Here is a 22,582-nt window from a genome sequence, read left to right as displayed (position 1 = left end):
CCTTCATGTTCTATGTCTGGACCGAAAAACGTATCGACCATGCCAATCAGCTGCGTTTCAACTCGCACAACCTGGTCGACGAACTGCGCCAGTCCTCGGATGACCTGACCCGCATGGCCCGCACCTACGTGGCCACCGGTGACGCGCAATACCGCAAGCACTATCAGGAAATCGTCGCCATCCGCGACGGCCAGGCCCCGCGCCCGCTGAATTATGAAAACGTCTACTGGGACGTGGTGCTGGCCAACGGACAACGCCCGCGCGGCGTCCAACGCGCGGCGCCGCTGATGGAACTGATCCGCGAAGCCCATTTCACGCCGGAGGAACTGGCGCTGCTGGCGGCCGCCAAGAACGAATCGGACAAGCTGGTGGGGCTGGATAACAGCGCCATGGACCTGCGCGCGCAAGGCGACGTCGGCGCCGCCACCGCAATGCTGCACGACGCCGCCTATCACCGCGTCAAGGCCGACATCATGCGGCCGATCGGCGCCGTCAGCGACAGCGTCGATCACCGCACACGCCTGCTGGTGGAAGCCACGGCGCTGGACGCCAACCTGGCGCGCTTTGCCTTCATGTTCAGCGCCATCGGGCTGGTGCTGCTGGTGTGGCGCGCCAAGCGCCGGCTGGACGCGGCGCTGGGCTGCTCGGTCGCCCAGCTGCGCGCCGGCATGGAGAAACTCGGGCGCGGCGACTTCACCACGCCGCTGGCCGTGTCGGACGAGGCGCGCGACAGCGTGTGGGGCTGGCTGGCGCACACCCAGCAAAGCCTGATGCGGCTGGACGGCGAGCGGAGCGAGGCTTTGGAGCGCATCCAGCGCGTCAGCCGGCTGTATTCGGCGCTCAGTCAGTGCAACCAGGCGATCGTGCGCAGTCGCAGCGAGTCCGAACTGTTTGAGCGCATCTGCCGCGATGTGGTCAGCCACGGCGGCATGGCGATGGCGTGGATCGGCCTGATCGACAAGGAACAAGGCCGGATCGACGTCGCCGCCTCGTTCGGTGCCGGCGTCGAATATCTGGAACAGCTGGAGGTGTCGCTCGACCCGGACACGCCGGAAGGACGTGGGCCGATCGGCCTGTCCTACCGCGGCGGCCAGCCTTACTGGTGCCAGGATTACCAGCACGCGCCGGAGACGGCCCACTGGCACGCGCACGGCGTGCGCTATGGCTGGGCGTCGTCGGCGGCGATACCACTGCGACGCGACGGCGAAATCATCGGCTTCTTCGCGCCCTACTCCGGCACCCTCAACGCCTTCGACCACGAAGTACGCGAGCTGCTGCTGGAGATGACGCTCGATATCGAATTCGCGCTGAAGAATTTCGACCGCGAGGCGGTGCGTCTGCAGGCCGACCAGCGGGTGCAATACCTGGCGCACTACGATGTGCTGACCGGTCTGCCGAACCGCTCGCAGCTGCATGAGCGCACGCGCCAGTTGCTGGAACAAGCGCGCATCCACCGCATGCCGATGGCGCTGATGATGCTGGACCTCGACCACTTCAAGGACATCAACGACTCGCTCGGCCACACGGTCGGCGACGCGCTGCTGTCCGAACTGGCGCTGCGCCTGGCCAGCTGCATCCGCGAAGGCGACGTGGTGGCCCGTCTCGGCGGCGACGAATTCATCTTCGTGCTGCGCAATGTCGGCAGCGGCGAAGCGAGCGACGTCGCCCGCAAGCTGCTGGACATGACCGGCCGCGCCTACACCGTCGGCAAACACGATCTGAAGGTCACCGCCTCGATCGGCATCGCCATGTATCCGGACGACGGTCACGATATCGAAACGCTGCTGCAACGCGCGGATGCGGCCATGTACCAGGTGAAACGCGCCGGCCGGCACGACTTCCGCTTCTTCACCGCCGCCATGCAGCAGCGCGCGGCGCGTCACCTGCGGGTGGTCAATGCACTGCGCTACGCGCTGGAGCGCGAGCAGATGCATGTGATGTATCAGCCGCAGGTATCGCTGACGACGGGCCGCATCATCGGCGCCGAGGCGCTACTGCGCTGGAGCACGCCGGAGCTGGGCGCGGTGTCGCCGACCGAGTTTATCCCGGCCGCCGAGGAAAGCGGCTTGATTATCCAGATCGGCGACTGGGTGCTGCGCCAGGCGGTGCGTCAGGCGCGCGCTTGGCTGGACGCCGGCCTGCCGCCGCTGGTGATGGCGGTGAACCTGTCGGCGATCCAGTTCCGCACCGCCGACCTGCCCTCGCATGTCGCGCAGATTCTGTACGAAGAAGGCCTGCCGCCGGAATATCTGGAACTGGAACTGACGGAAGGCGTGGCGCTACAGGACCCGCAAGGCGCCATCACCACCATGAACCAGTTGCACGATCGCGGCATCCGCATGTCGATCGACGATTTCGGCACCGGCTTCTCGTCGTTGAGCCAGCTGAAGAAATTCAAGGTCTACAAACTGAAGATCGATCAGTCGTTCGTGCGCGACATCAGCACCGACGCCGAGGACAAGGCCATCGTCAGCGCCATCATCAACATGGCGCGCAGCCTGGGGCTGACCACCATTGCCGAAGGGGTGGAGACGATCGAGCAGCTGGAATTCCTGCGCGAGCAGCATTGCGACGAAATGCAGGGCTACCACTTCAGCAAGCCGCTCCCCGCCGACAACTTCCGCGCCCTGCTCGAAAACGAAAGCCGTTGACGCGATCGATTGCCGTCAGCAAGCCGCGTGATTGACGGTGATGACGTGAATCGCCAGGCCGCCGAGCGAGGTCTCTTTGTACTTGGCCTGCATGTCGGCGCCGGTCTGGCGCATGGTTTCAATCACTTCATCAAGGCTGACGAAGTGCGTGCCATCGCCCTTTAGCGCAAGCGAGGCGGCCGTGATGGCCTTGACCGCGCCCATGCCGTTACGCTCAATGCAGGGAATCTGCACCAGCCCTCCGATGGGATCACAGGTCATGCCCAGATGGTGCTCGATGCCGATTTCGGCGGCGTTCTCGATCTGGCCATTGCTGCCTCCCAGCGCCGCCACCAGGCCGGCCGCCGCCATGGCACAGGCCACGCCCACTTCGCCCTGGCAACCGATTTCTGCGCCGGAAATCGACGCATTCCGCTTGCACAGCATGCCGATCGCGGCGGCGGTCAGCATGAAGTTGCGCACGCCGGTGGCCGGATCGCTAGGCTTGCAGTCCTCGGCGTAGTAGCGCAGCACGGCGGGGATGATGCCGGCCGCGCCGTTGGTCGGCGCTGTCACCACGCGGCCGCCGGCGGCGTTTTCCTCGTTGACCGCCATCGCATACAGGCTGACCTGATGCAGTGCGTCATGCGGCAGGCTATTGGGACTGCCGGCGCTGCCTTGCGCCTGCGTCCACAGCCTGGCGGCGCGGCGCTTGACGTTCAAACCACCCGGCAGTTGGCCCGGCGTTTCAAGGCCGTGAGCGATGCAGTCACGCATGACGCGCCAGATTTTATCCAGACCGGCGTTCAGCTCTTCGTCGCCGATGCGCGCGCATTCGTTCGCGCGCAACATCTGCGGGATGGTCAGGCCGCTGCGCACGCCGTGCGCCAACAGTTCGTCCATGGTGCCGAACGGGTACGGCACGGCCACCGACGCCACGGCGGCGGCGGCCTCGCCCTCTTCGCGGATAAAGCCGCCGCCCACCGAGTAGTAGACCTTGGAGACGCTGCCGCCATCCTTGCGGGTCAGCGTGAAGCGCATGCCGTTCGGGTGATCGGGCAACGACTCGGCCATGTGGAAGATAAGATGCGTGGCGCGCTTGAACGGCACCGCATGCTTGCCGAGCAGCGCGAGCTGGCCGGCGGCTTCGGCGGCCGCCAGTTGCGCATCGACCTGCGTGGGGCTGACGTCTTGCGGCGTTTCGCCCATCAGGCCAAGCAGCACCGCTTTGTCGGTGGCGTGGCCGATGCCGGTCAGCGCCAGCGAGCCATACAGCTCGGCCTTGACCTCGGCGACATTGTCCAGCGGCGCGTTATCCAGCAGGAAGCGGCGCGCCGCCACCATCGGGCCCACCGTGTGCGAGCTCGATGGCCCGATGCCGATCTTGAACAGATCGAAAACGCTCATGTCCATCAGGCGGCTTTCCCCAGGTTGACGTTGATATTTGCCAGCATGCTGTCGACCATTTCATCGATGCCGATGCGCGCTTTCCAGCCCCAGTCGGCGCTGGCGGTGCTGTCGTCCAGGCTTTGCGGCCAGGAGTCGGCGATGGCCTGGCGGCTATCGGGCTTGTAGGCGATTTTGAAGTCCGGCAGTTTGCGGGTGATGGCCGCCGCCAGTTGCTCCGGATTGAACGACACGCCAGCCACGTTGTAGGAGGAGCGCACTTTCACCAGCTCCGCCGGCGCGTCCATCAATTCGATGGTGGCGCGTATCGCATCCGGCATGTAGATCATCGGCAGCGTGGTTTGCGGGCCAAGGAAGCATTCATAACGCTCGCCGCGCAGCGCCGAATGGAAGATGGCGATGGCGTAGTCGGTGGTGCCGCCGCCAGGTGGCGACTTGAAGCTGATGATGCCCGGATAGCGGATCGACCGCACGTCGACGCCGTACTTCAGGAAGTAATACTCGCAAAGCCGCTCGCCGGCCAGTTTGCTGATGCCGTAGATGGTGGTCGGGTCCATCACGGTGAGCTGCGGCGTATCGGCTTGCGGCGTGTTCGGGCCGAAGGCGGCGATCGACGACGGCCAGAAGACTTTCAGCGGTTTGCCGATCACGCCGCGCTCGCGCGCCACCTCCAGAATGTTCAGCAGGCCGTCCATATTCAGCGTCCACGCCTTCAGCGGCGCCGCCTCGCCGGTGGCCGACAACATCGCCGCCAGCTGGTAGATCTGGGTCACGCCTTCCGATGCGACCAACTCGGACAGAGTTTGCTTATCGAGCACGTTCAGCGTGGTGTAGCGCGCCGCGTTGTACAGATTGGTCGGGCTGACATCGCTGGCGATGACGTTCTGCGCGCCATGCTGCGCCGCCAAGGCTTCCACCAGTTCGCTGCCGATCTGGCCATTGGCGCCGATGACGAGAATTTTTTGCTGAGTCATTTGATTGTGTCCTGACGATGATTACTTGAGCAGGCCCAGCTCGTGACCGGCCTGCCCGAAGGCCTTCAATACGGTGTCCAGCTGCTCGCGGGTATGCGCCGCCGACAATTGCACCCGCACGCGCGCCTGCCCCATCGGGACCACCGGGTAGAAAAAGCCGCTCAGCAGCACGCCCAGCTCATACATGCGGGCGGCGAATTTCTGCGCCACGGGCGCGTCGAACAACATGACAGGAACCACCGGGTGCGTACCCGGCTTGATGGTGAAGCCGAGCCGCTCGATCTCCTTGCGGAAGTAGGCGGTGTTTTCGTGCAGGCGGTCGCGCAGCTCGGTCGACGACGACAGCCGCTCCAGCACCGCCAGCGAGGCGCCGGCAATCGACGGCGCCAACGTGTTTGAGAACAGATAGGGGCGCGATTTCTGGCGCAGCATCTCGATCACCTCCTTGCGGCCGGAGGTGAAGCCGCCCATGGCGCCGCCCAGCGCCTTGCCCAGCGTGCCGGTGATGATGTCGATCTTGCCGACCACGTTGTGGTGCTCGTGCGTGCCGCGCCCGGTCTTGCCCATGAAGCCGGAGGCGTGGCACTCGTCGATCATCACCAGCGCGCCGTACTTCTCAGCCAGTTCCACGATCTTGTCCAGTTGCGCGATGGTGCCATCCATCGAGAACACGCCATCCGTGACGATGATCTTGTGGCGCTTGTCGGCGGCGGCTTGCAGCTGTTTCTCCAGGTCCGCCATGTCATTGTGGGCGTAGCGGAAGCGCGCCGCCTTGCACAGGCGGATGCCGTCGATGATCGACGCGTGGTTCAGGGCGTCGGAGATGATGGCGTCGTTCTCGTCGAACAGCGGCTCGAACACGCCGCCGTTGGCGTCGAAGGCGGCCGCGTACAAAATGGTATCCTCGGTGCCGAGGAAACGCGAAATCGCCTGCTCCAGCTGTTTGTGCACGGTCTGCGTGCCGCAGATGAAGCGCACCGACGACAGGCCGTAGCCGTACTTTTCGGTAGCGTCGATCGACGCCTGCGCCACCCACTCCTGGCCCGACAGGCCGAGGTAGTTGTTGGCGCACATATTAATCAGCGTGCGGCCATCCGCGCTCACCACTTCCGCGCCCTGACGCGACGCCAGTACGCGCTCCGGCTTGTACAAGCCTTGTTCGCGCAGTTGCTCCAGGGTTTGCTGGAGACCGCTGTAGAAGGTGCTTTGTGCTTGATGATTGCTCATGATGGTCCTTGTGTGTGATACGATTTCACTATCTTATGCGAAATTCGTTATGTCGAATTTAAATTCGATATATTGAATTTTATAGCGATCCAATGAACTCCGCAACCGAAAAACAATGACAACACCCGCTCCAAACAATGCCCCGCCGGAAGTCGGCGCCGCCCTGCAACGACTGCGTCTGGCTCGCGGCCTGACGCTGGAAGACCTGTCGCGCATCGCCGGCGTCTCCAAATCCATGTTATCCCAAATAGAGCGCGAAAAGGCCAATCCGACCATCGCCATCACCTGGCGACTGGCCAACGCGCTGGGCGTGCAAATCGGCGAACTGCTGGCGACGGCCGAGCGCGAAACGGAAACCATCCGCGTGGTGGAGGCGCACGAAACGCCCACCCTGCCCGGTCTGCACGCCGGCTACGTGCTGCGCATCCTCGGGCCGCTGGAACTGGCCAGCAAATATGAATGGTATGAATTGACGCTGTCGCCGGGCGGCGAACTGGCCTCGCAAGGCCACGATCCCGGCGCGCAGGAGCACTTGACGCTGCTACACGGCTCGGTCGAGCTGGAGGTCGGCAGCAGCAAGAAGAAAGTGAAGCTGGGCGCGACCGCGCGCTACCCAGCTGACCAGCAGCACATCATCCGCAATCTTGGCAAAGCAGAAGCGAAGGCGCTGATGGTGGTGATACACCGGTAGGCTTTACCAGTTCGACTCGCGTTCCGGGGTCGAGCTGATGCGGTGGATCGACAAGTCGGCACCCTGGAATTCTTCTTCCGGGTCGAGACGCAGGCCCATGGTGGCTTTCAACAGGCCATACACCGCATAGCCGCCGATCAGCGCGGTCGCCACACCCATCACGGTGCCGACCAACTGCGACAGCAACGAAACGCCGCCAACACCGCCCAGTTCCGTGTGACCGAAGATGCCGGCGGCGATGCCGCCCCAGGCGCCACACAGACCGTGTAGCGGCCACACGCCCAGCACGTCGTCAATCTTCCATTTGTTCTGCGCCAGCGTGAACATCCAGACGAACACCGCGCCGGCGATGCCGCCGGTGACCAGCGCGCCCAGCGGGTGCATCAGGTCCGAGCCGGCGCAGACCGCCACCAGGCCGGCCAGCGGGCCGTTGTAGGCGAAGCCGGGGTCGTTCTTGCCCATCATGATCGCCACCAGCGTGCCGCCGACCATGGCCATCAGCGAGTTGACGGCCACCAGGCCGTTCATCTTGTCCAGCGACTGCGCGCTCATGACGTTGAAGCCGAACCAGCCGACCGTCAGAATCCATGCGCCCAGCGCCAGGAAAGGAATCGACGATGGCGGATGGGCGGCGACGCCACCGTTCTTCATGTAGCGGCCACGGCGCGCGCCCAGCAGCAGCACCGCCGGCAAGGCGATCCAGCCGCCCACCGCGTGCACCACCACCGAACCGGCAAAGTCATGGAAGGCGGCGCCGAAAGTATGCGCCAGCCAGTCCTGAATGCCAAAGCGGCCGTTCCAGGCGATGCCTTCAAAAAACGGATACACCAGACCGACCAGCAAGGCGGTGGCAATGGTCTGCGGGTGAAACCGCGCACGCTCGGCGATGCCGCCGGAGATAATCGCCGGAATCGCGGCGGCAAAGGTCAGCAGGAAGAAGAACTTGACCAGCTCGTAACCGTTCTTGTCAGCCAGCACATCGGCCGAGGAAAAGAAATTGATGCCGTAGGCAATGCTGTAGCCAATAAAGAAATACGCGATGGTCGATACCGCGAAGTCGACCAGAATCTTGACCAGCGCGTTGACCTGGTTTTTCTTGCGCACAGTGCCCAGCTCAAGGAAAGCGAAGCCAGCGTGCATGGCCAGAATCATGATGGCGCCAAGCAGAATAAATAACGCGTTGGCGCCGTCTTTGTGTGCATCCATCAAAAATCACTCCCCAAAACAATGCAAAAATTAAGAACGTTTCATATGAGAAGCAATAATCGTTCCAATTTGGTGCAAATTTTAAGTGGTTGATTTCAATAGATTTTCAAATAGTGCAAAAATGGCGCACCTCCCCGGTGCGCACTAAATATAGGCATTGTTTTGGTGCAAGGTGAATCAAATTGGCGCACCGGGTGGGACGGGCCAGCCGCTACGCAATTTAACGCTTTGCGGGTCTTTCAGGTAGGCGACGATGTGCGAGGCCGCTTGCTGACGGCTGGCGGCCGTGGTGCCCTTGCCGGGATTTTTCTGCAGCCATTGCGCCAGTTCGACCGCCGATTGCCGCACTTCGGCAGCCACTTGCGGATGCAACTTGCCTGTCCCCAGCAAGCCCAGAACACTGTCCAGCACCACCCAGTTGGCGGACAACTGCACCGCTTCGCCACCGGTCACACTGGCCGGTATGGCGGCGCGCCTCCAGGTCTTGTCCAGCAGTTGCGACAGCAGTTCCGGCACGCCGGGTTGCTGCGCGTCGCGCGCGTGCTGCCAGGCCAGACGATTCAGGCGCCCAGCGTCCAGCAGGAAACCAAGGGTCTGCGCGGCGCCGGCTTCGGTGATCGACAAGGCGTCGGCCACCGAATCCATGCGGGTCAGGAAGTACTCGCGGTTACGTTCATAGCCGACCCCGGGCGGCGTCAGCACGTCCAGCACATTCGGCGGCAGTGCCAGGTACTCGGCGCGCAGCGCGTCGGTCAGCCGACTGATGGCCTGACGTTGCACGGCGGCCGGCGTGACGCGAACCCCGGCCTTGGCGATGCCCGCCTTGACGTCGCCGGCGCTGGTGTAATCGAACTCGCCGCCGCCGATCAGGCGCGCCACGGCTTCACCCTGGTAGCGCTGCAACAGGTAGACCGGCACCAGACGCGCTTCCAGTTCGCCGATCTGCCGCGCGTCCGGTAGCACGTCCGCCGAGAAGGTTTGCAGCGCACGCTGACGCACCGCGCCCAGTTGATCCCAGGTCTTGAGCGTGTCCGGGCCGAAGTCCCACAGCACACCGTCCGGATGGCTGGCGCCCGGCGCGCGGGCATCCTGGTCGCTGGAATACAGCAGTCCGGCGGCGCGCGCCCCGGCGCGCAGCGTCGCCAACGCGGCAGCTTCTTGCGCGCCATGGCCAAAATCACCGTAGATGTAGTTGACGATGTAGTCGTCCCAAGGGCCGAAGCCAACGCCGTAGGCATTCGACAAATCGACCTCGCCCTGCGCATTGAGCTTGAGGATCGGATGTGGATAATCCATCACCGAACCATTGCCCATGCGGCTGGCGGCAAAGTTGTGGGCGAAGCCCAGCGTGTGCCCGACTTCGTGCGCGGCCAGCTGGCGCAACCGGGCCAGCGCCATTTGCTCGGCCAGTTTTGCACGGTCGGCCGGCGCGTTCCTGCCGTAGGGCGCCAGCAGCGCCTCGGCGATCAGGATGTCCTGACGCACGCGCTGCGATCCGAGCGTGACGGCGCCGCGCAGAATCTGGCCGGTGCGCGGATCGGTCAGCGCGTTACCGTAAGACCAGCCGCGCGTGGCGCGGTGCACCCAGGTGATGACGTTGTAGCGGATGTCCTGCGCGTCCACGCCTTCCGGCAACAGTTCGACCCGATAGGCGTCCTTGAAGCCGGCTTTTTCAAACGCGCTGGCCCACCACGATGCGCCTTCGATCAGCGCCGAACGCACCGGCTCCGGCGCGCCGCGGTCGACGTAGTACACGATCGGCTTCCTGACCGTGCTGACGGCAGCGGCGGGGTCGGTCTTTTCCAGCTTGTGTCGCACTTGCCAGTGCACGTCAATACTGCTGGCGAGCGGCGTGGCGAAGTCGAAGTAGCTGGTATCGAACCCACCTGAATACGGATGATAGACGCGCGGCTGCCAGCCGCCGGCGCTTTCCAGCTTGGGCAGGCGCACCATGCTGATACGCTGGCGCATCGACAGGCTGGCCGGATCGGCGCCGACCTGACGCACAAAGTCGCCTTGTCCGGGGCCGGCAAAGGTCAGCAGCGATTCCAGTTCCACATTGTCCGGGAAGGCCTTGGCTTCGGCGGCCAGCACCGCGCTGCGCGACAGGTCAACCGCGTAGCCGCCTTGGTTGGCGCCGGCCAGCCGCGCGGCAATGCCGTGGCGGTCGGCCAGCAGGAAGCTGGAAAAATCGACCACGTGCCGCTGGTTGTCACTGGCGAGTATGTCGCCCGACCACAGCACGGAGTTGGAGAAGGATTCACGCACGGCGGCGCGTTCATCGCGATCCGCGCTGTTGGCGACATAGGCGGTGTTTTCCTGGACCAGAAATAATTTGCCGCCATGTTTTTCAAAATGGACCATGCGCATTTCGCCGGACTGCGCGCGGTCCAGGCCCACATCGTTGGAGCCCAGCGCGTAAGGCAGAGAGCTAACGAGCAGGAAGGGTTGTTCCAACACCCCGACCGACAGCAGCACCCTGCCCTTGGTCGTATCGCGCCAGACGTCGATAAAGCCCGGCTGCGACTGCAGGCCGCGCGTGACGTCGGCAACCTGCCGGGCCGTCGCCGGACCGGGCGACGCCTCGGCTGCACTTGCGCCGCGCGGGAATGCGGCGACCATTGCCGCCGCCAACAGCAGCGGCGCCACAGCCGAAGCGGGCCGCATTAATGACCCGCCGCGTTAGCGGAAGCGGAAGCGGAGGCGGAGGCGGAGGCCGGCTGGCCGCCGGCCATGTTCAGCGCGCGGCTCAGGAAGCTCCAGCGGTCGGCCACTTCCTCGATCAGCTTCGAGGTTGGCTTGCCGGCGCCGTGGCCCGCTTTGCTGTCGATCCGGATCAGGATCGGCGCGCCGCCCGGTGCCTGGTCGGCCTGCGCTGTCGCCGCAAACTTGAAGCTGTGGGCGGGCACCACGCGGTCGTCATGGTCGGCGGTGGTGATCATGGTCGCCGGGTAGCAGACGCCCTTCTTCAGGTTGTGCAGCGGGGAGTATTTGACCAGCGCCTTGAACTCTTCCGGATTGTCGGACGAGCCATAGTCCGACGTCCACGCCCAGCCGATGGTGAACTTGTGGAAGCGCAGCATATCCAGCACGCCCACTTGCGGAATCGCCGCCGCAAACAGGTCCGGACGCTGGGTCATCGCGGCGCCGACCAGCAGACCGCCATTGCTGCCGCCGCCGATCGCCAGTTTCGACGGCGACGTCACCTTGTGCTGTACCAGCCATTCCGCCGCGCCGATGAAGTCATCGAACACGTTCTGCTTTTGCAGCTTGGTACCGGCCGCGTGCCACGATTCGCCGTATTCGCCGCCACCGCGCAGGTTGGCCACCACATAGACGCCGCCCATTTCCAGCCACGCCAGATTGGTCACCGAGAAGGCCGGCGTCAGCGAGATATTGAAGCCGCCGTAGCCATACAGGTAGGTCGGGTTACTGCCGTCGAGCTTCAGGCCCTTTTTCGAGACGATGAACATCGGCACCTTGGTGCCGTCGCGCGAGGTGAAGAATTCCTGGCGGGTTTCAAACGCGTTCGGGTCGAAGTCCACTTTCGGCTGGCGGTACACGCTGCTCTTGTTGGTCTTCAGGTCGTAGCGGTAGATGGTCGCTGGCGTATTGAAGCTGGTGTACGAGTAAAAGGTTTCGGTGTCCGAGCGCTTGCCGCTGAAGCCACCGGCGCTGCCCATGCCGGGCAATTCGATATCATGCAGCGCCTTGCCTTTCAGGTCGTAGACCTTGACCAGGCTATGCGCGTCGCTCAGGTAATCGACCAGCAGCTGGTTGTTGACCAGTGACGCCGACACCAGGGTATTGCTGCTTTCCGGGACGATCTGCTTCCAGTTCAGCACACCCGGCTTGCGCGTATCGATGCTGACGATGCGCCCGCGCGGCGCGTTACGCTCGGTGCGGAACAGGAACACCGGACCGTCGTTGCCGATGAAGTTATAGGCGGCGTCGAATTCTTCCAGCAGGCCGATCACTTTCGCGTCCTTCTTGGTCAAGTCCTTGTAGAAGACACGGTTCTTGTTCTCCGTGCCCTGCGAGGCTTGGATCACCAGATAGTGGCCATCTTCGGTCACCTCGCCGCCAAAGCCCCAGTCCTTGTGGTCCGGTCGCTCGTACACCAGCACGTCCGCACTCTGCGGCGTGCCCAGTTTGTGGAAGTACAGCTTCTGGAAGTAGTTCACGTCGGCCAGCTTGGTCGCTTCCTTCGGTTCGTCGTAGCGGCTGTAGAAGAAACCGGAGCCGTCGTGCAGCCACGCGGTGCTGGAGAACTTGACCCACTTGATATGGTCTTCGACGTCCTTGCCGCTGTCAATGTCGCGCACCTTGATCTCGTTCCAGTCCGAGCCGGAGGCGGCGGTGCTGTAGGCCAGGTACTTGCCGTTCGGGCTGACGGCCAGTCCGGCCAGCGCCACGGTGCCGTCGGCGGCCAGCGTATTCGGGTCGAGCAGCAAACGTGGCACGTCGGCCAGCGTCTTCATGGTGTACAGGACCGCCTGATTTTGCAGGCCATCGTTACGGCTGTAGAAATAGCGACCACCTTCCTTGAACGGCACACTGAAACGCTCGTAGTTCCACAACTTGGTCAGCCGCTCCTTGATCGCTTCGCGGTTCGGAATCTGCGACAGGTAGCCTTGCGTCAGTTTGTTCTGCGCGTCCACCCACTGCTTGGTCTCGTCGCTGTTGGCGTCTTCCAGCCAGCGGTATGGATCGGTGATGACGGTGCCGTGATAATTATCCTGCTGGTCCACCGTGCGGGTGACCGGGTAGGTCAGCCCACCGCCGGCAACGTTGCAGGTTTGCGCCATGGCGCCTTGCGCCATCAGTACCGCGGCAGCGAGAGCTGCGTGTTTCAGTTGCTTCATCCAAGGGTCCATGTAGTCAAAGAATGTCTATCGATAATAGCGCGCTTTGTAATAAATAAGCAACGCCATGCAAGGTCGATCGGCGTGTTTTATTTGGTGCGCAAAACCGCTTCGGCATCGTCGACGCGCACATCGTGCATCTGGTCCAGATAGGCGTCCAGATAGCCTTTGTGCGAGGCGCCGACGATCACCAGCATGCGCGAACCGGGCCGCGCTGCCATCACCTCGCGGATGTTGGCTGCCATGCGCAGGTTGCGCGTCTCCCACCCGGCAACGTACTCGCGCCCGAAGCGCTGCGGCGACGGCTCCTCAAGCGCCGCGCCGAAGTCGCTGCGGAAGGTCAGCTCCGATTGGCCGGCGGCATTGTAGGCGCGGTACATGGCCAGCACGCCGTCCGGCGTGTCGAGCCGCGCCTCCAGCGCCGCCGAGGTCTTGCGGCGCGCGGCGGAATGGGGGTTGTCCCAGGCTTTCATGACTGCTTCGCCGTAGGCTTTTTCATCCGTTGATGGCGCATCGGCGGTATGGTCGTCCATCGAATACAGCCGCTCGTGCCCGAGCCGCGCGGCCAGCGGCGCGGCGATCAGGTATTCCTCACTACGTTTCTGGCGCAGCGCCTCCAGCATCTCGACCAACTTCTGGTTCAAGCCATCGCCGGCGTGGCGCTCGGCCGCAGGAAGACGCAGCCACTGCACCGTGGCCGATGCCGGCTCGCCTCCCGCCAGGAACAGCGATGCCAGCCGGCGCCGCTGCGACGCCGACGGCGCCTCGGGCCACGTAGCCAGCATGCTTTCCGCCTGCTCGGTGGCGGCAGGTACTTCCAGCCCGGTGGCCTCGTGCCCCAAGGTAGTGTCTTCGCAGTAGGTCTTGACCGTGTCCGCATAGCGCGCCGGATAGCTGCGCAGGTAAGCGCATTGGGGGCCGGACAAGGTTTCAACTGTGATGGCGTTGGGATGCCACGCCACCAGCCGGTCCATCAGTCCACTCAGATTGGCTGGGTTGAATGTCTTCGGCAGATTCGAAAGGTGCGTCGTGCCCAGCACCAGCAACTGGTCGGGTTGGCCGTTTTTCAGCTTGAACGCGGCGGGCGAGAAATCGGTGGCGGCGGTGGCGGTGGCGGCCTGGCCGTGCAAAGCGCCAGCCACAATCAAAGCGGTGAAGAGACGATTCATGGATTTTTCCTGGATGGTTGCGATGTCTCCAGATTAAGGTGACATCGCTGACCTCAACGGAAAAATGCGACGTAATGCATTTTCCGATAGCTGAATTGCACTTTCAGCTATCGATGGCTGCCTCGCTGCCCGCCGCGGTGGCGACCAGATTGGCCGGCGCCTGCCATTTTTCCAGCCAGGCGATCATCTGGTCGCCAGCAATAGGACGGCTCATGAAGTAGCCCTGTCCCTGGTCACAGCCCAATTCCGCCAACAACCGCCATACGGCCTCGCTCTCGATCCCCTCCGCCACCACGCGCAAGCCCATGTTGTGACCAAGGTCGATGGTCGAGCGCACGATCTTGGTGTCGCCTTCGTCCTTTTCCATATTCAGCACGAAGGACTTGTCGATCTTCAGTTCATTCACCGGCAGGCGCTTCAAATAGGCCAGCGAGGAATAACCGGTGCCGAAATCGTCGATCGACAAATCCAGCCCCATGGCGCTCAGGCGCTCCAGCGTGTGCTGCGCGCGCACCGGATCGTCCATGATGGCGCTCTCGGTAATCTCCAGGCAGAACGAACCAGGCATGAGCTTGTGGCGCGCCAGCAGGTCGGCAAACATGACCGGCAGGTCCTGGTCCATCAGGTCGCGCGTTGACAGGTTGACCGAGACTTTCAGATGATGCCCTTGGGCGGCCAGCTCGCCGCACAATTCGGCCGACTTCTCCATCACCCAGCGCGTCAGCACGCGGATAAAGCCGGTCTGCTCGGCGAACGGAATAAACTCGTCGGGGAACACATTGCCGCGTTCCGGATGCATCCAGCGCACCAGCGACTCCATGCCCACAACCATGCCGGTTGCCAGCGATATCTTGGGCTGCACGTGCAGGCGCAACTCGTTGCGCTCGACCGCGTTGCGCAGTTCCGTAAGCAGCGACAGGCTCTGGGCGCTGCTCTTGTCCATCGCCGCGTCGTAGATCACGGCGCCATCGTTACGTTGCTTGGCGGCGTACATCGCCACCTCGGCCATGCTTAGCAGGGTTTCGCCGACGTCGGCGTGATCGGGATAGCCGGCGATGCCCAGGCCGGCGCCGAGATCGACCGTCTGCTCCTCCAGCGACAGCGGGGTTTCCAGCGCCTGCAGAATTTCGGCGGCCATGGCCAGCGCCGCCGCCGTGCTGGCGGCCGGCAGCAGCACCGCGAATTCGTCGCCGCCAAGGCGCGCCACCTGCGCCGACGACTGACGGCGGTTGGCCAGCAGCAGTTGCAGGCGGCCCGCGACCTGGCGCAGCAGCGCGTCGCCGAAGCTGTGGCCCATGACGTCGTTGACGTGCTTGAAGCGGTCCAGGTCCATGATCAGCACAAACAGCGCCTCACCGCGCCGGCGCGCCTCCAGCAGCGCATCGTTCAGCAGCAGCACGAACTGCGCGCGGTTCGGCAGGTTGGTCAGCGTGTCCCAGTACGCCAGGCGGCGGATTTCCTGTTCGCGCTTGGAGATCCCTTCGCGCATGGCGTCGAAGGCGTTTGCCAGCTGGCCGATTTCATCTTCGCGGGTGCTGTCGATGGGCGTGTTGTAATCGCCGCCTTCGAGGCGCTTGGCGGTGGTGACCAATTCACCGATCGGATGGGCGATGCGCTTGGCGGTGAACACGATCACCAGCACCGAGATCGCAATGCCGGCCAGCGCCAGACCCACCAGCCAGCGCTCCAGACGACGGTATTCGGCCGTGGCCTCGTCGATGGAGCGGGCCAGCAGCACGCTGGCGGTCTGGCCATCGTCAACGCCGATCGGCATCAGGCGCGCGCTGTACTGGTCCGATTCGACCGTCACATCGAACGGCAGCGCCGAGGCGGTCGGCCCGAGCGCCTGCAACTCTTCGAGCAGTTCCTGCGCCGACGGCGCGGCGAAAGTGGAACCGGCTTGCAGCCAACGGCCCTGCTGATCGCGCGTCAGCACGGTGGTGTGCAGCGCGCTGATTTCGCGCATGTCGCTGGCCAGTTGGCGGTCGATCGGGAAGGTCATGACGATCCAGCCGATGGTGATCGGCGCCTTGACCGGCATGGCGACAATCTGGAATGGCCGGTGCTCGACGATGGCGATGCCGATGGCGCCATCGGTGGCTTCGGCGGCATCGAGCATCGATAACGCCATCTTCTCCAGCGCCGCCGATTGCGCCCGGTTGGTGGTGGCGGTGATCTTGCGCTGGTCACTGATCAGCATCGACAGCGAGGCTTGGATACGCCGGCCGCTATTTTCCAGCGCCGACTCGATAGTGGCGCGGTCGCCCTCGTCGTTGTTGCCGATGGCGGCGACAAAGGCGGTGTCGCGCGCCAGCAGCCGCGCGCCGAAACGCAGGCTTTGCGCATTCTGTTCCAGCAGGCGGTGGAATACCTTGGTGCCGTTATTCAGCTCGGCGCCGATGGCCAGGCGCGCGTTATTGTCGATGCCGCGCTGGATCACCAATAGGCCGATCAGTTGCAACGCCACGACCAGTACCAGGAACAGCGTAACAATGCGGCTTTCGATACTGCGGAAGCGCAGGTTCCGTGTCATGGCGGGGTGTCTCCCACCACGGCAGGCTTGAGCGACAGCTTCAAGACGGCGGTGGCCAGTTCGCCGGCCTTCACGGTCAGCGTCTGCTCGGCCGTGGCGCCGCCCACCGCATTGTAGTGCCAGGCCTTGACCACGTATTTGCCGGCCGCCGGCAGCTCGATGCGGGCGGCGCCGGCGCCGTCGGTCTTGGCGAAGTGCGGCGTGTCCACCACTTTGATATAGGCGATCATATTGTCATGAATATTACAACCGAGGACCACGGTGCCCGCCTTGTCGAACACTTGCGGCGAGGCGGCCTGGCCGGAATACAGCTTCTGGTCGAACTTGTGCGCCGGCGAGAACGAGTAGATGTGGTGGCGCACCTTGTCATTGTTCGGGAAATTGATGGTGGCGCCAGTCTGCACCACAGTCACCAGCGGCAGGAACTTCAGGCCCTTCTGCTCGATGGAGGCGGTGCCCGGCCGGCCGGCCTGCTGGGCGATGGCGTCGGACTCGACATACACCACGGTATCCGGCAGCACCTTGCCAGTGGCATCCTGTATTTGCACTGCGATGCCGGTGGCGGCCATGACGGGGGCGGAAACGACGGACAACAAAAAGAGAACGCGGATGCAGCCTGACATAAGATTTCCTAAATTCATCATCCGGTCACAAAAAGAAACTATGATCGTACATTGAAATCGACATTTGGCAAATGATTCATTGTGCACCCGGCCTCTCACGCAAGCGTTACTTATCTCAAACCTCGCCAAGACGATGAGGATGGCATGCTGCGCGCCCATTTATACGACATCCTGGCGCGCAAGCAACTGAGTGCACTATTTCAACCAATTGTACACATGCAAACGGGCGAAATCATCGCCTATGAAGGATTGATCCGCGGACCGTCCGACAGTCCGTTGCATTCCCCGATAAATTTGTTCGCGGCGGCGCGCGCCAACGGCCTGACGGTGCAGGTTGAACACCTGTGCCGCAAGGTGGTGCTGGAGCGCTTCGCCGAGCTGAAACTGCCGGGACAGTTGTTCCTGAACGTCAGCCCGGACTCGCTGCTGCAGCGCGACGCGCGCCATGGCGAGACGCTGGAAGTCATTCACCAGATCGGCATCAACCCGGACCGGGTGATCATCGAGCTGACCGAAAACCAGCCGACCTATGACTACAAACTGATGCGCGAAGCGGTGTTGCATTACCGCCAAATGGGCTTCCGCATCGCCATTGACGACCTGGGCGAGGGTTTTTCCAGCCTCAGGCTGTGGTCGGAGCTGCGGCCGGAGTTCGTCAAGATCGATATGCACTTCATCCAGGGCATCAATCACGACCCGGTCAAATTGCAGTTTGTGCGCTCGATCCAGGAGATCGCCGAGAAATCCAATACGCGCGTCATCGCCGAGGGCATCGAGACGCAGGCGGAGTTGCTGGTGCTGCGCGACGTCGGGGTCGCGCTCGGCCAGGGCTACCATCTGGGCCGCCCTCATCCGCTGCCGGCGCGCGCGGCCCCGGCCGAAGTGGTCAAATCGTTAGCGCGCAACGGTGTGGCGGTGTATCCGCAGCGCCTGAGCGACAAGCACGCCGCCACGATCCACAAGCTGCTGCACCCGGTTCAGGCGGTGTCGAGCGGCACAAGCAATAACGACGTCTACGAAATTTTCCAGCGCCAGCCCAAGCTGCAGATTCTGCCGGTGGTCGATGACGGACAGCCGCAAGGGCTGATCAGCCGCTTCGACATGATCGAGCACTTCGCGCGGCCCTACGAGCGCGAGCTGTATGGCAAAAAATCCTGCACCCAGTTCATGGACCGCAATCCGCTGATCGCCGACCGTAACACCAGCCTGCAGCAACTGAGCTACCGCATGGCCGAGGCCGATGCCCACCATCTGTTCAACGGCTTCATCATCACCGAGCAGGGACGCTATCTCGGCATGGGCACCGGCCACGACCTGATGCGCGAGATCACGCAGATGCAGATCCACGCCGCGCGCTACGCCAATCCGCTGACACAGTTGCCGGGCAATGTGCCGATCAACGAACATATCGACCGGCTGCTGGAAAGCGGCGCGCGCTTCTGGGTCTGCTATTTCGACCTCGACCACTTCAAGCCGTTCAACGACGTCTACGGTTACCGTCGCGGCGATGACGTGATCCAGCTGACCGGCGACATCCTCAGCGGCTGCGTCGATCCCGACCGCGACTTTGTCGGCCATATCGGCGGCGACGACTTCATGGTGCTGTTCCAGAGCGAGGACTGGGAGCAGCGCTGCCAGCGGGTGCTGGCCGAGTTCAGCCGCAACGTGCCGGATTTTTACAGCACCGAGGACCGCGAACGCGGCGGCTACCTCAGCGAAGACCGCCAGGGCAAGAAAGTGTTTTACTCGTTGATGAGTTTATCGATTGGCGCGATCCGCGTCGAACCGCATCTGTACCACAGCCACCACCAGATCGCCATGGCGGCGGCGGAGTCCAAGAAACAAGCCAAGAAAATCCACGGCAACAGCCTGTTCCTCGACCGGCGTCAGCCGGGCAAGGGCTGACAACCGGCGCTTAGCGCGCCGCCTTGGCCTACTGAAACCAGCGCGCCGCTGCTTCAGCGGTATCTTGCGGTGTCGTATTGAACGCGATGGCGACGGCGGGCGCGGCGCGGTGGACGGCATTGACGATCTGCTCAAACAGCATCAGGCTTTTCGGTGGAATGCGGATGCCTCCACCGATCACCACGGCGTCATAATCAACGCTGCCCAGTTGCTGTTGGATTGCGATGACGGCGCTGGCGTCGGGCCGAACCAGGCACAGGTCGGCTTGCCAGCCGCGTTCGGCCATCTGCGCCATGCCGCTGGCGATGCCGGCGTGGATCTTGGCCGCATCGAATCCGGGCGGCAGCGCAGGATCGGAAAAATCGACCGTCTCCGGTTGCTGGCCAATAAATAGGACCTTCTTGGTGCTGTGGGATGCGTTCATGCTCTGCTCCTTGTGTGGTGTGGGCGTTATTGCCATTGTTTCAAGGTTTCTTGCGCGAAGTCGCGGTAATTGCGCGGCGGCCGGCCCAACAGATCTGTCAGGCGCGCGATCTCGGGGCCGGTCGCAACAGCGCCATCGATCTGGTAGCGCCGCATCATGGCGCGCAGGTCATAGGCTTTCCAAGCCGGTGCGTTTGCCTTGATGTTTTGCTCGAACACGTCAAGATCGTTGCCCGCATAACGGACGTCGCGGTTCAGCACATCGGCCCAGATACCGGCCAGTAGCGGGCCGGTCAATGCATCGGGACCGGCAAGTTCATAGGTCGTGCGCGGCAAGGCGGTCGCAGCACCGTGGCGGCGCAGCAGTTCGATCACAGCGGCGTCGGCGATGTCGCGCACGTCGACCATCGACACGCCCTGGTTGCCGACCGGTGAAACGTAGAGCCCGGCTTTTGTCAGTGGCTCCTTGAGCATAGCGTCATTCTGGAAAAAGTAGGAGGGCCGCAGAATGGTGGCCGGCAGATCGAGCTGTTCGATCATCCGTTCGACCGCGTATTTGCCAATGAAGTGCGCGACGTCGGTGAACTCAGCGCTGCGTGTGACCGACAGATAGACGATGCCCTGTACCCCCGCCTCGCGGGCCAGGCCCAGCGTATTGATCGCTTGCGTCAGTTCGTCTGGCGCATTACTCACCAGCAGGAACAGCGTTTTAACGCCGGCCAGCGCTTGCCGCATGGCGTCGGCGTCGAGCAGATCGCCCTTGACCGCGGTGACGCCTTCGGGGAAACGGGCCTTTTCTGGCGAACGGGTCAGCGCGCGGACGGCAGCGCCGCTGCGTGCCAACGCGTGGAGGATTTGGGTGCCGATGCGGCCGGTGCTGCCGGTAACGAGGATGGTCATGATGCGCTCCTTAGTGGATAGGTGAGATTGCATGTTAGGTGATCCGGTTTTTGATGCATAGATGGTAAAATCGGGACATGTCGTCTCAATATTGGAACATGCATGGATCTTCTGGCCGTCGCTGACTTCAATCTGGTCGTTAAACATGGCGGCTTCGGCGCAGCTAGCCGTGTGAGCGGCAAAGCCAAGGCAACGCTGTCGCGCCGGGTGCGGGAACTGGAGGAGCATCTCGGCGTGCGCCTGATCGAGCGCGGCGCGCGGCCCTTACGCCTGACCGATGAGGGGGCAGTGCTGCACGCGCGCACCGATCTGCCCTTCGGCGCCATCACGGACGCGCTGCAGGACGTCAAAGCAGGATTGGGACGGCCGAGCGGCCGCTTGCGCATGAGTGCGCCGCTACTGTTCGCCAACGTCACACTGGGGCCACTCGCGGCCGCGTTTATCAGCGCTTATCCCGACGTGATACTGGAAGTCACCACCGATGACAAATTCGTCGATCTCGTCGCCGACGATTTCGATATCGTCATCCGCGCCAATCCGCGCCCGGACGACAATTTAGTTGGTCGCTGTTTCCTGCGCAACCGGCTGGTGCTGGTGGCACCGCCCGCTCTGGCGCAACCACCGGCAGGTGGCGATCTGGCGGCCTCGCCGCCCTTTCCAGCCGTGATGCGTACCGGCACGCACGATGGCGAAGTGTGGTCCGTCGCCGATCCCGAGGACGGCCAGGTGCGCTTGTATTATCCGCAAGCCGTGTTGCGGCTTTCATCGCCGCTGTCGATCCGCGACGCTGTACTGGCCGGCGCCGGGGCGGCGCTGGTGCCGCGCACGGTCGTCGCCGACGACCTGGCGGCGGGCCGGCTGGTCAGCTGGGGCCTGTCAACCCAGCCGGTGATCGAAGTCTGGGTGCTACACGCCTCGCGCCGCCTGGTCAGCCCGAAGGTCACGGCTTTCGTCAATTTCATTTGTGAATACTATCCTGACAGCGCGCGCTCTGGGTTATGAATCGGCGGGTAACGGCAGGCAGGATGCGGGATCACCGTAGTCGCCCGCAGGACTTCGCGCACGTGAGTTCAAGACGTAAAACGCATCGTTCGCTTCAACCCGCTCTCTTCGCCATCCTTGGGCGAGGTAGAACCGGTCAGCCCTGGTTTCGGCGCCCGTGCTCAACCGGATGCAGGCGTTGCCTTGCTCAAAGAGCCAGTCTGCAGCCAGCTTCAGTAGCTGTTTTGCCAGACCTTTGCCTTCGTGAGGTGGCGAAATGAACAGCGCCCAAATCGACGCGTCGGACTTGTCCGCATAAGAAAAACCAACGACTTCTCCGTTGATCTCCGCAACCCAGCCACGTCCGAGTAACTCAAGATAATCCTCATACATTTTCCGCGTTATTCTATTCGGATCGGACAGTGCATTCTCGCGGACCGCAAGCCGGATTGTCGACATTGCGGGAATGTCGAGATGATTTGCCTGACGAAAAGTGATGGATTCAGCTAAGGTCATATTTACCAATCGAAAATGTCAGTACACACCAAGCAGGTATTCGACCGAATAGCCGGCCAGCCAGTAGCGCCCGTTTTCCTGGGTGACATCCACATTCAAATACCGGCCTTTGGGGTAGCGGGCGGTTTGAACCGCGTAGGTGAATCGCACCTGCCTGATCCACTCCGCACCCACGCCGCGCTTGCCTTGCGACGTCCGTTTGTATTCATATGCCTGCAAGGCGCCATTGGTTTCACGGATCAGCTTCAGTGGCGCGATCAGTTGTTCACGCGTGTAGGCTTGGCGAACCTTGGGAGAAATTGCCTCGTAGACTACGGCGTCCCTGGCGTCGACAATTTGCTGCGCCATCGCGTCCGCGAAACTTCTCACTGGATCCTCGGCGGCGGCATGGGCGCCGAGAGAAACCGTAAAAAAGCTTAACGCGCACAATTGGTGCGCGAGTCGAAGAAATTGTCGTCTCATCTAGTTTATAAATTATTGAAGAGTAGCAAGCATACCAGCTTGCCAGCTTGAAAAGTACGTGAAGTCTCAC

17 protein-coding genes are annotated in these 22,582 nt (G+C 62.9%); 4 read left to right on the top strand and 13 right to left on the bottom strand.

The window, feature by feature from the left end; genetic code table 11:
• Positions 1 to 5: 5 nt before the first annotated feature.
• Complete coding sequence (locus GTP44_RS16355; protein WP_229256949.1) at positions 6 to 2,651, top strand: putative bifunctional diguanylate cyclase/phosphodiesterase; 2,646 nt, start codon at positions 6 to 8, stop codon at positions 2,649 to 2,651.
• 15 nt (positions 2,652 to 2,666) lie between these two features.
• Here the strand turns inward: GTP44_RS16355 and GTP44_RS16350 are convergent, their stop codons facing one another.
• The 3 genes from GTP44_RS16350 to kbl are packed head-to-tail and all read right to left on the bottom strand — an operon-like array spanning position 2,667 to position 6,238.
• Positions 2,667 to 4,043: an L-serine ammonia-lyase gene (locus GTP44_RS16350; protein WP_161020287.1), complete on the bottom strand. Its 1,377-nt coding sequence runs from the start codon at positions 4,041 to 4,043 to the stop codon at positions 2,667 to 2,669.
• Positions 4,043 to 5,011 carry an NAD-dependent epimerase/dehydratase family protein gene (locus GTP44_RS16345; protein ID WP_160990542.1) on the bottom strand — a complete coding sequence of 323 codons (969 nt, stop codon included), beginning with the start codon at positions 5,009 to 5,011 and terminating at the stop codon, positions 4,043 to 4,045. Before GTP44_RS16345 ends, GTP44_RS16350 begins: the two co-directional genes overlap by 1 nt.
• 21 nt (positions 5,012 to 5,032) lie before the next feature.
• Positions 5,033 to 6,238 carry a glycine C-acetyltransferase gene (kbl, locus tag GTP44_RS16340; protein ID WP_160990543.1) on the bottom strand — a complete coding sequence of 402 codons (1,206 nt, stop codon included), beginning with the start codon at positions 6,236 to 6,238 and terminating at the stop codon, positions 5,033 to 5,035.
• 115 nt (positions 6,239 to 6,353) lie between these two features.
• On the opposite strand from kbl, the gene GTP44_RS16335 reads away from it, so the two are divergent.
• The gene (locus GTP44_RS16335) at positions 6,354 to 6,929 is read left to right on the top strand and encodes a helix-turn-helix domain-containing protein (RefSeq protein WP_161020286.1); all 576 of its coding nucleotides are present in this window, start codon (positions 6,354 to 6,356) and stop codon (positions 6,927 to 6,929) included.
• A 3-nt stretch (positions 6,930 to 6,932) separates the two neighbouring features.
• On the opposite strand, the gene GTP44_RS16330 is transcribed toward GTP44_RS16335, so the two are convergent.
• From GTP44_RS16330 to GTP44_RS16305, 6 genes are all read right to left on the bottom strand, one after another.
• Positions 6,933 to 8,135 (bottom strand): ammonium transporter, encoded by a 1,203-nt coding sequence (locus tag GTP44_RS16330; protein ID WP_161020285.1) that lies wholly within the window; start codon positions 8,133 to 8,135, stop codon positions 6,933 to 6,935.
• A 177-nt stretch (positions 8,136 to 8,312) separates the two neighbouring features.
• Positions 8,313 to 10,802: a zinc-dependent metalloprotease gene (locus GTP44_RS16325; RefSeq protein ID WP_161020284.1), complete on the bottom strand. Its 2,490-nt coding sequence runs from the start codon at positions 10,800 to 10,802 to the stop codon at positions 8,313 to 8,315.
• Positions 10,802 to 13,000 (bottom strand): prolyl oligopeptidase family serine peptidase, encoded by a 2,199-nt coding sequence (locus GTP44_RS16320; RefSeq protein ID WP_202424112.1) that lies wholly within the window; start codon positions 12,998 to 13,000, stop codon positions 10,802 to 10,804. Before GTP44_RS16320 ends, GTP44_RS16325 begins: the two co-directional genes overlap by 1 nt.
• Positions 13,001 to 13,089: 89 nt before the next feature.
• Positions 13,090 to 14,169: a DUF5694 domain-containing protein gene (locus tag GTP44_RS16315; protein ID WP_161020283.1), complete on the bottom strand. Its 1,080-nt coding sequence runs from the start codon at positions 14,167 to 14,169 to the stop codon at positions 13,090 to 13,092.
• A gap of 103 nt (positions 14,170 to 14,272) precedes the next feature.
• Positions 14,273 to 16,702: a putative bifunctional diguanylate cyclase/phosphodiesterase gene (locus tag GTP44_RS16310; RefSeq protein ID WP_161020282.1), complete on the bottom strand. Its 2,430-nt coding sequence runs from the start codon at positions 16,700 to 16,702 to the stop codon at positions 14,273 to 14,275.
• Positions 16,699 to 17,325, bottom strand: coding sequence for a methylamine utilization protein (locus tag GTP44_RS16305; RefSeq protein WP_161020281.1), 627 nt, complete (start codon positions 17,323 to 17,325; stop codon positions 16,699 to 16,701). Before GTP44_RS16305 ends, GTP44_RS16310 begins: the two co-directional genes overlap by 4 nt.
• A gap of 144 nt (positions 17,326 to 17,469) precedes the next feature.
• Between GTP44_RS16305 and GTP44_RS16300 the strand changes: the two genes are divergently transcribed.
• Positions 17,470 to 19,230 carry a GGDEF domain-containing protein gene (locus tag GTP44_RS16300; protein WP_161020280.1) on the top strand — a complete coding sequence of 587 codons (1,761 nt, stop codon included), beginning with the start codon at positions 17,470 to 17,472 and terminating at the stop codon, positions 19,228 to 19,230.
• A 28-nt stretch (positions 19,231 to 19,258) separates the two neighbouring features.
• Here the strand turns inward: GTP44_RS16300 and GTP44_RS16295 are convergent, their stop codons facing one another.
• Both GTP44_RS16295 and GTP44_RS16290 read right to left on the bottom strand, forming a co-directional pair.
• Positions 19,259 to 19,654 carry a hypothetical protein gene (locus GTP44_RS16295; RefSeq protein WP_161020279.1) on the bottom strand — a complete coding sequence of 132 codons (396 nt, stop codon included), beginning with the start codon at positions 19,652 to 19,654 and terminating at the stop codon, positions 19,259 to 19,261.
• Positions 19,655 to 19,680: 26 nt separating this feature from the next.
• On the bottom strand, positions 19,681 to 20,553 hold the full coding sequence (locus GTP44_RS16290) for an SDR family oxidoreductase (RefSeq protein WP_161020278.1): 873 nt from the start codon (positions 20,551 to 20,553) through the stop codon (positions 19,681 to 19,683).
• Between the two features lie 102 nt (positions 20,554 to 20,655).
• Between GTP44_RS16290 and GTP44_RS16285 the strand changes: the two genes are divergently transcribed.
• Entirely contained in the window at positions 20,656 to 21,555 is a 900-nt protein-coding gene (locus GTP44_RS16285) for a LysR family transcriptional regulator (RefSeq protein ID WP_161020277.1), read from the top strand.
• On the opposite strand, the gene GTP44_RS16280 is transcribed toward GTP44_RS16285, so the two are convergent.
• On the bottom strand, positions 21,550 to 22,050 hold the full coding sequence (locus GTP44_RS16280) for a GNAT family N-acetyltransferase (protein ID WP_229256948.1): 501 nt from the start codon (positions 22,048 to 22,050) through the stop codon (positions 21,550 to 21,552). The two genes, GTP44_RS16285 and GTP44_RS16280, sit on opposite strands and share 6 nt — an antisense overlap.
• 18 nt (positions 22,051 to 22,068) lie before the next feature.
• Positions 22,069 to 22,512 (bottom strand): hypothetical protein, encoded by a 444-nt coding sequence (locus GTP44_RS16275; protein WP_161020276.1) that lies wholly within the window; start codon positions 22,510 to 22,512, stop codon positions 22,069 to 22,071.
• Between the last annotated feature and the right edge of the window lie 70 nt (positions 22,513 to 22,582).

This window comes from Duganella lactea (assembly GCF_009857505.1).
Classification (GTDB): Bacteria; Pseudomonadota; Gammaproteobacteria; order Burkholderiales; family Burkholderiaceae_D; genus Rugamonas; species Rugamonas lactea.
The sequence above is the reverse complement of the archived record's forward strand: the minus strand, read 5'-3'. Positions and strand labels throughout refer to the sequence as shown.

What these genes read in the sequence shown, in the direction of transcription:
- GTP44_RS16355 (WP_229256949.1), top strand. Translation starts at nt 6, where the DNA reads ATGTTCTATGTCTGGACCGAAAAACGTATCGACCATGCCAATCAGCTG.
- GTP44_RS16350 (WP_161020287.1), bottom strand. Translation starts at nt 4,043, where the DNA reads ATGGACATGAGCGTTTTCGATCTGTTCAAGATCGGCATCGGGCCATCG.
- GTP44_RS16345 (WP_160990542.1), bottom strand. Translation starts at nt 5,011, where the DNA reads ATGACTCAGCAAAAAATTCTCGTCATCGGCGCCAATGGCCAGATCGGC.
- kbl (WP_160990543.1), bottom strand. Translation starts at nt 6,238, where the DNA reads ATGAGCAATCATCAAGCACAAAGCACCTTCTACAGCGGTCTCCAGCAA.
- GTP44_RS16335 (WP_161020286.1), top strand. Translation starts at nt 6,354, where the DNA reads ATGACAACACCCGCTCCAAACAATGCCCCGCCGGAAGTCGGCGCCGCC.
- GTP44_RS16330 (WP_161020285.1), bottom strand. Translation starts at nt 8,135, where the DNA reads ATGGATGCACACAAAGACGGCGCCAACGCGTTATTTATTCTGCTTGGC.
- GTP44_RS16325 (WP_161020284.1), bottom strand. Translation starts at nt 10,802, where the DNA reads ATGCGGCCCGCTTCGGCTGTGGCGCCGCTGCTGTTGGCGGCGGCAATG.
- GTP44_RS16320 (WP_202424112.1), bottom strand. Translation starts at nt 13,000, where the DNA reads ATGAAGCAACTGAAACACGCAGCTCTCGCTGCCGCGGTACTGATGGCG.
- GTP44_RS16315 (WP_161020283.1), bottom strand. Translation starts at nt 14,169, where the DNA reads ATGAATCGTCTCTTCACCGCTTTGATTGTGGCTGGCGCTTTGCACGGC.
- GTP44_RS16310 (WP_161020282.1), bottom strand. Translation starts at nt 16,702, where the DNA reads ATGACACGGAACCTGCGCTTCCGCAGTATCGAAAGCCGCATTGTTACG.
- GTP44_RS16305 (WP_161020281.1), bottom strand. Translation starts at nt 17,325, where the DNA reads ATGTCAGGCTGCATCCGCGTTCTCTTTTTGTTGTCCGTCGTTTCCGCC.
- GTP44_RS16300 (WP_161020280.1), top strand. Translation starts at nt 17,470, where the DNA reads ATGCTGCGCGCCCATTTATACGACATCCTGGCGCGCAAGCAACTGAGT.
- GTP44_RS16295 (WP_161020279.1), bottom strand. Translation starts at nt 19,654, where the DNA reads ATGAACGCATCCCACAGCACCAAGAAGGTCCTATTTATTGGCCAGCAA.
- GTP44_RS16290 (WP_161020278.1), bottom strand. Translation starts at nt 20,553, where the DNA reads ATGACCATCCTCGTTACCGGCAGCACCGGCCGCATCGGCACCCAAATC.
- GTP44_RS16285 (WP_161020277.1), top strand. Translation starts at nt 20,656, where the DNA reads ATGGATCTTCTGGCCGTCGCTGACTTCAATCTGGTCGTTAAACATGGC.
- GTP44_RS16280 (WP_229256948.1), bottom strand. Translation starts at nt 22,050, where the DNA reads ATGACCTTAGCTGAATCCATCACTTTTCGTCAGGCAAATCATCTCGAC.
- GTP44_RS16275 (WP_161020276.1), bottom strand. Translation starts at nt 22,512, where the DNA reads ATGAGACGACAATTTCTTCGACTCGCGCACCAATTGTGCGCGTTAAGC.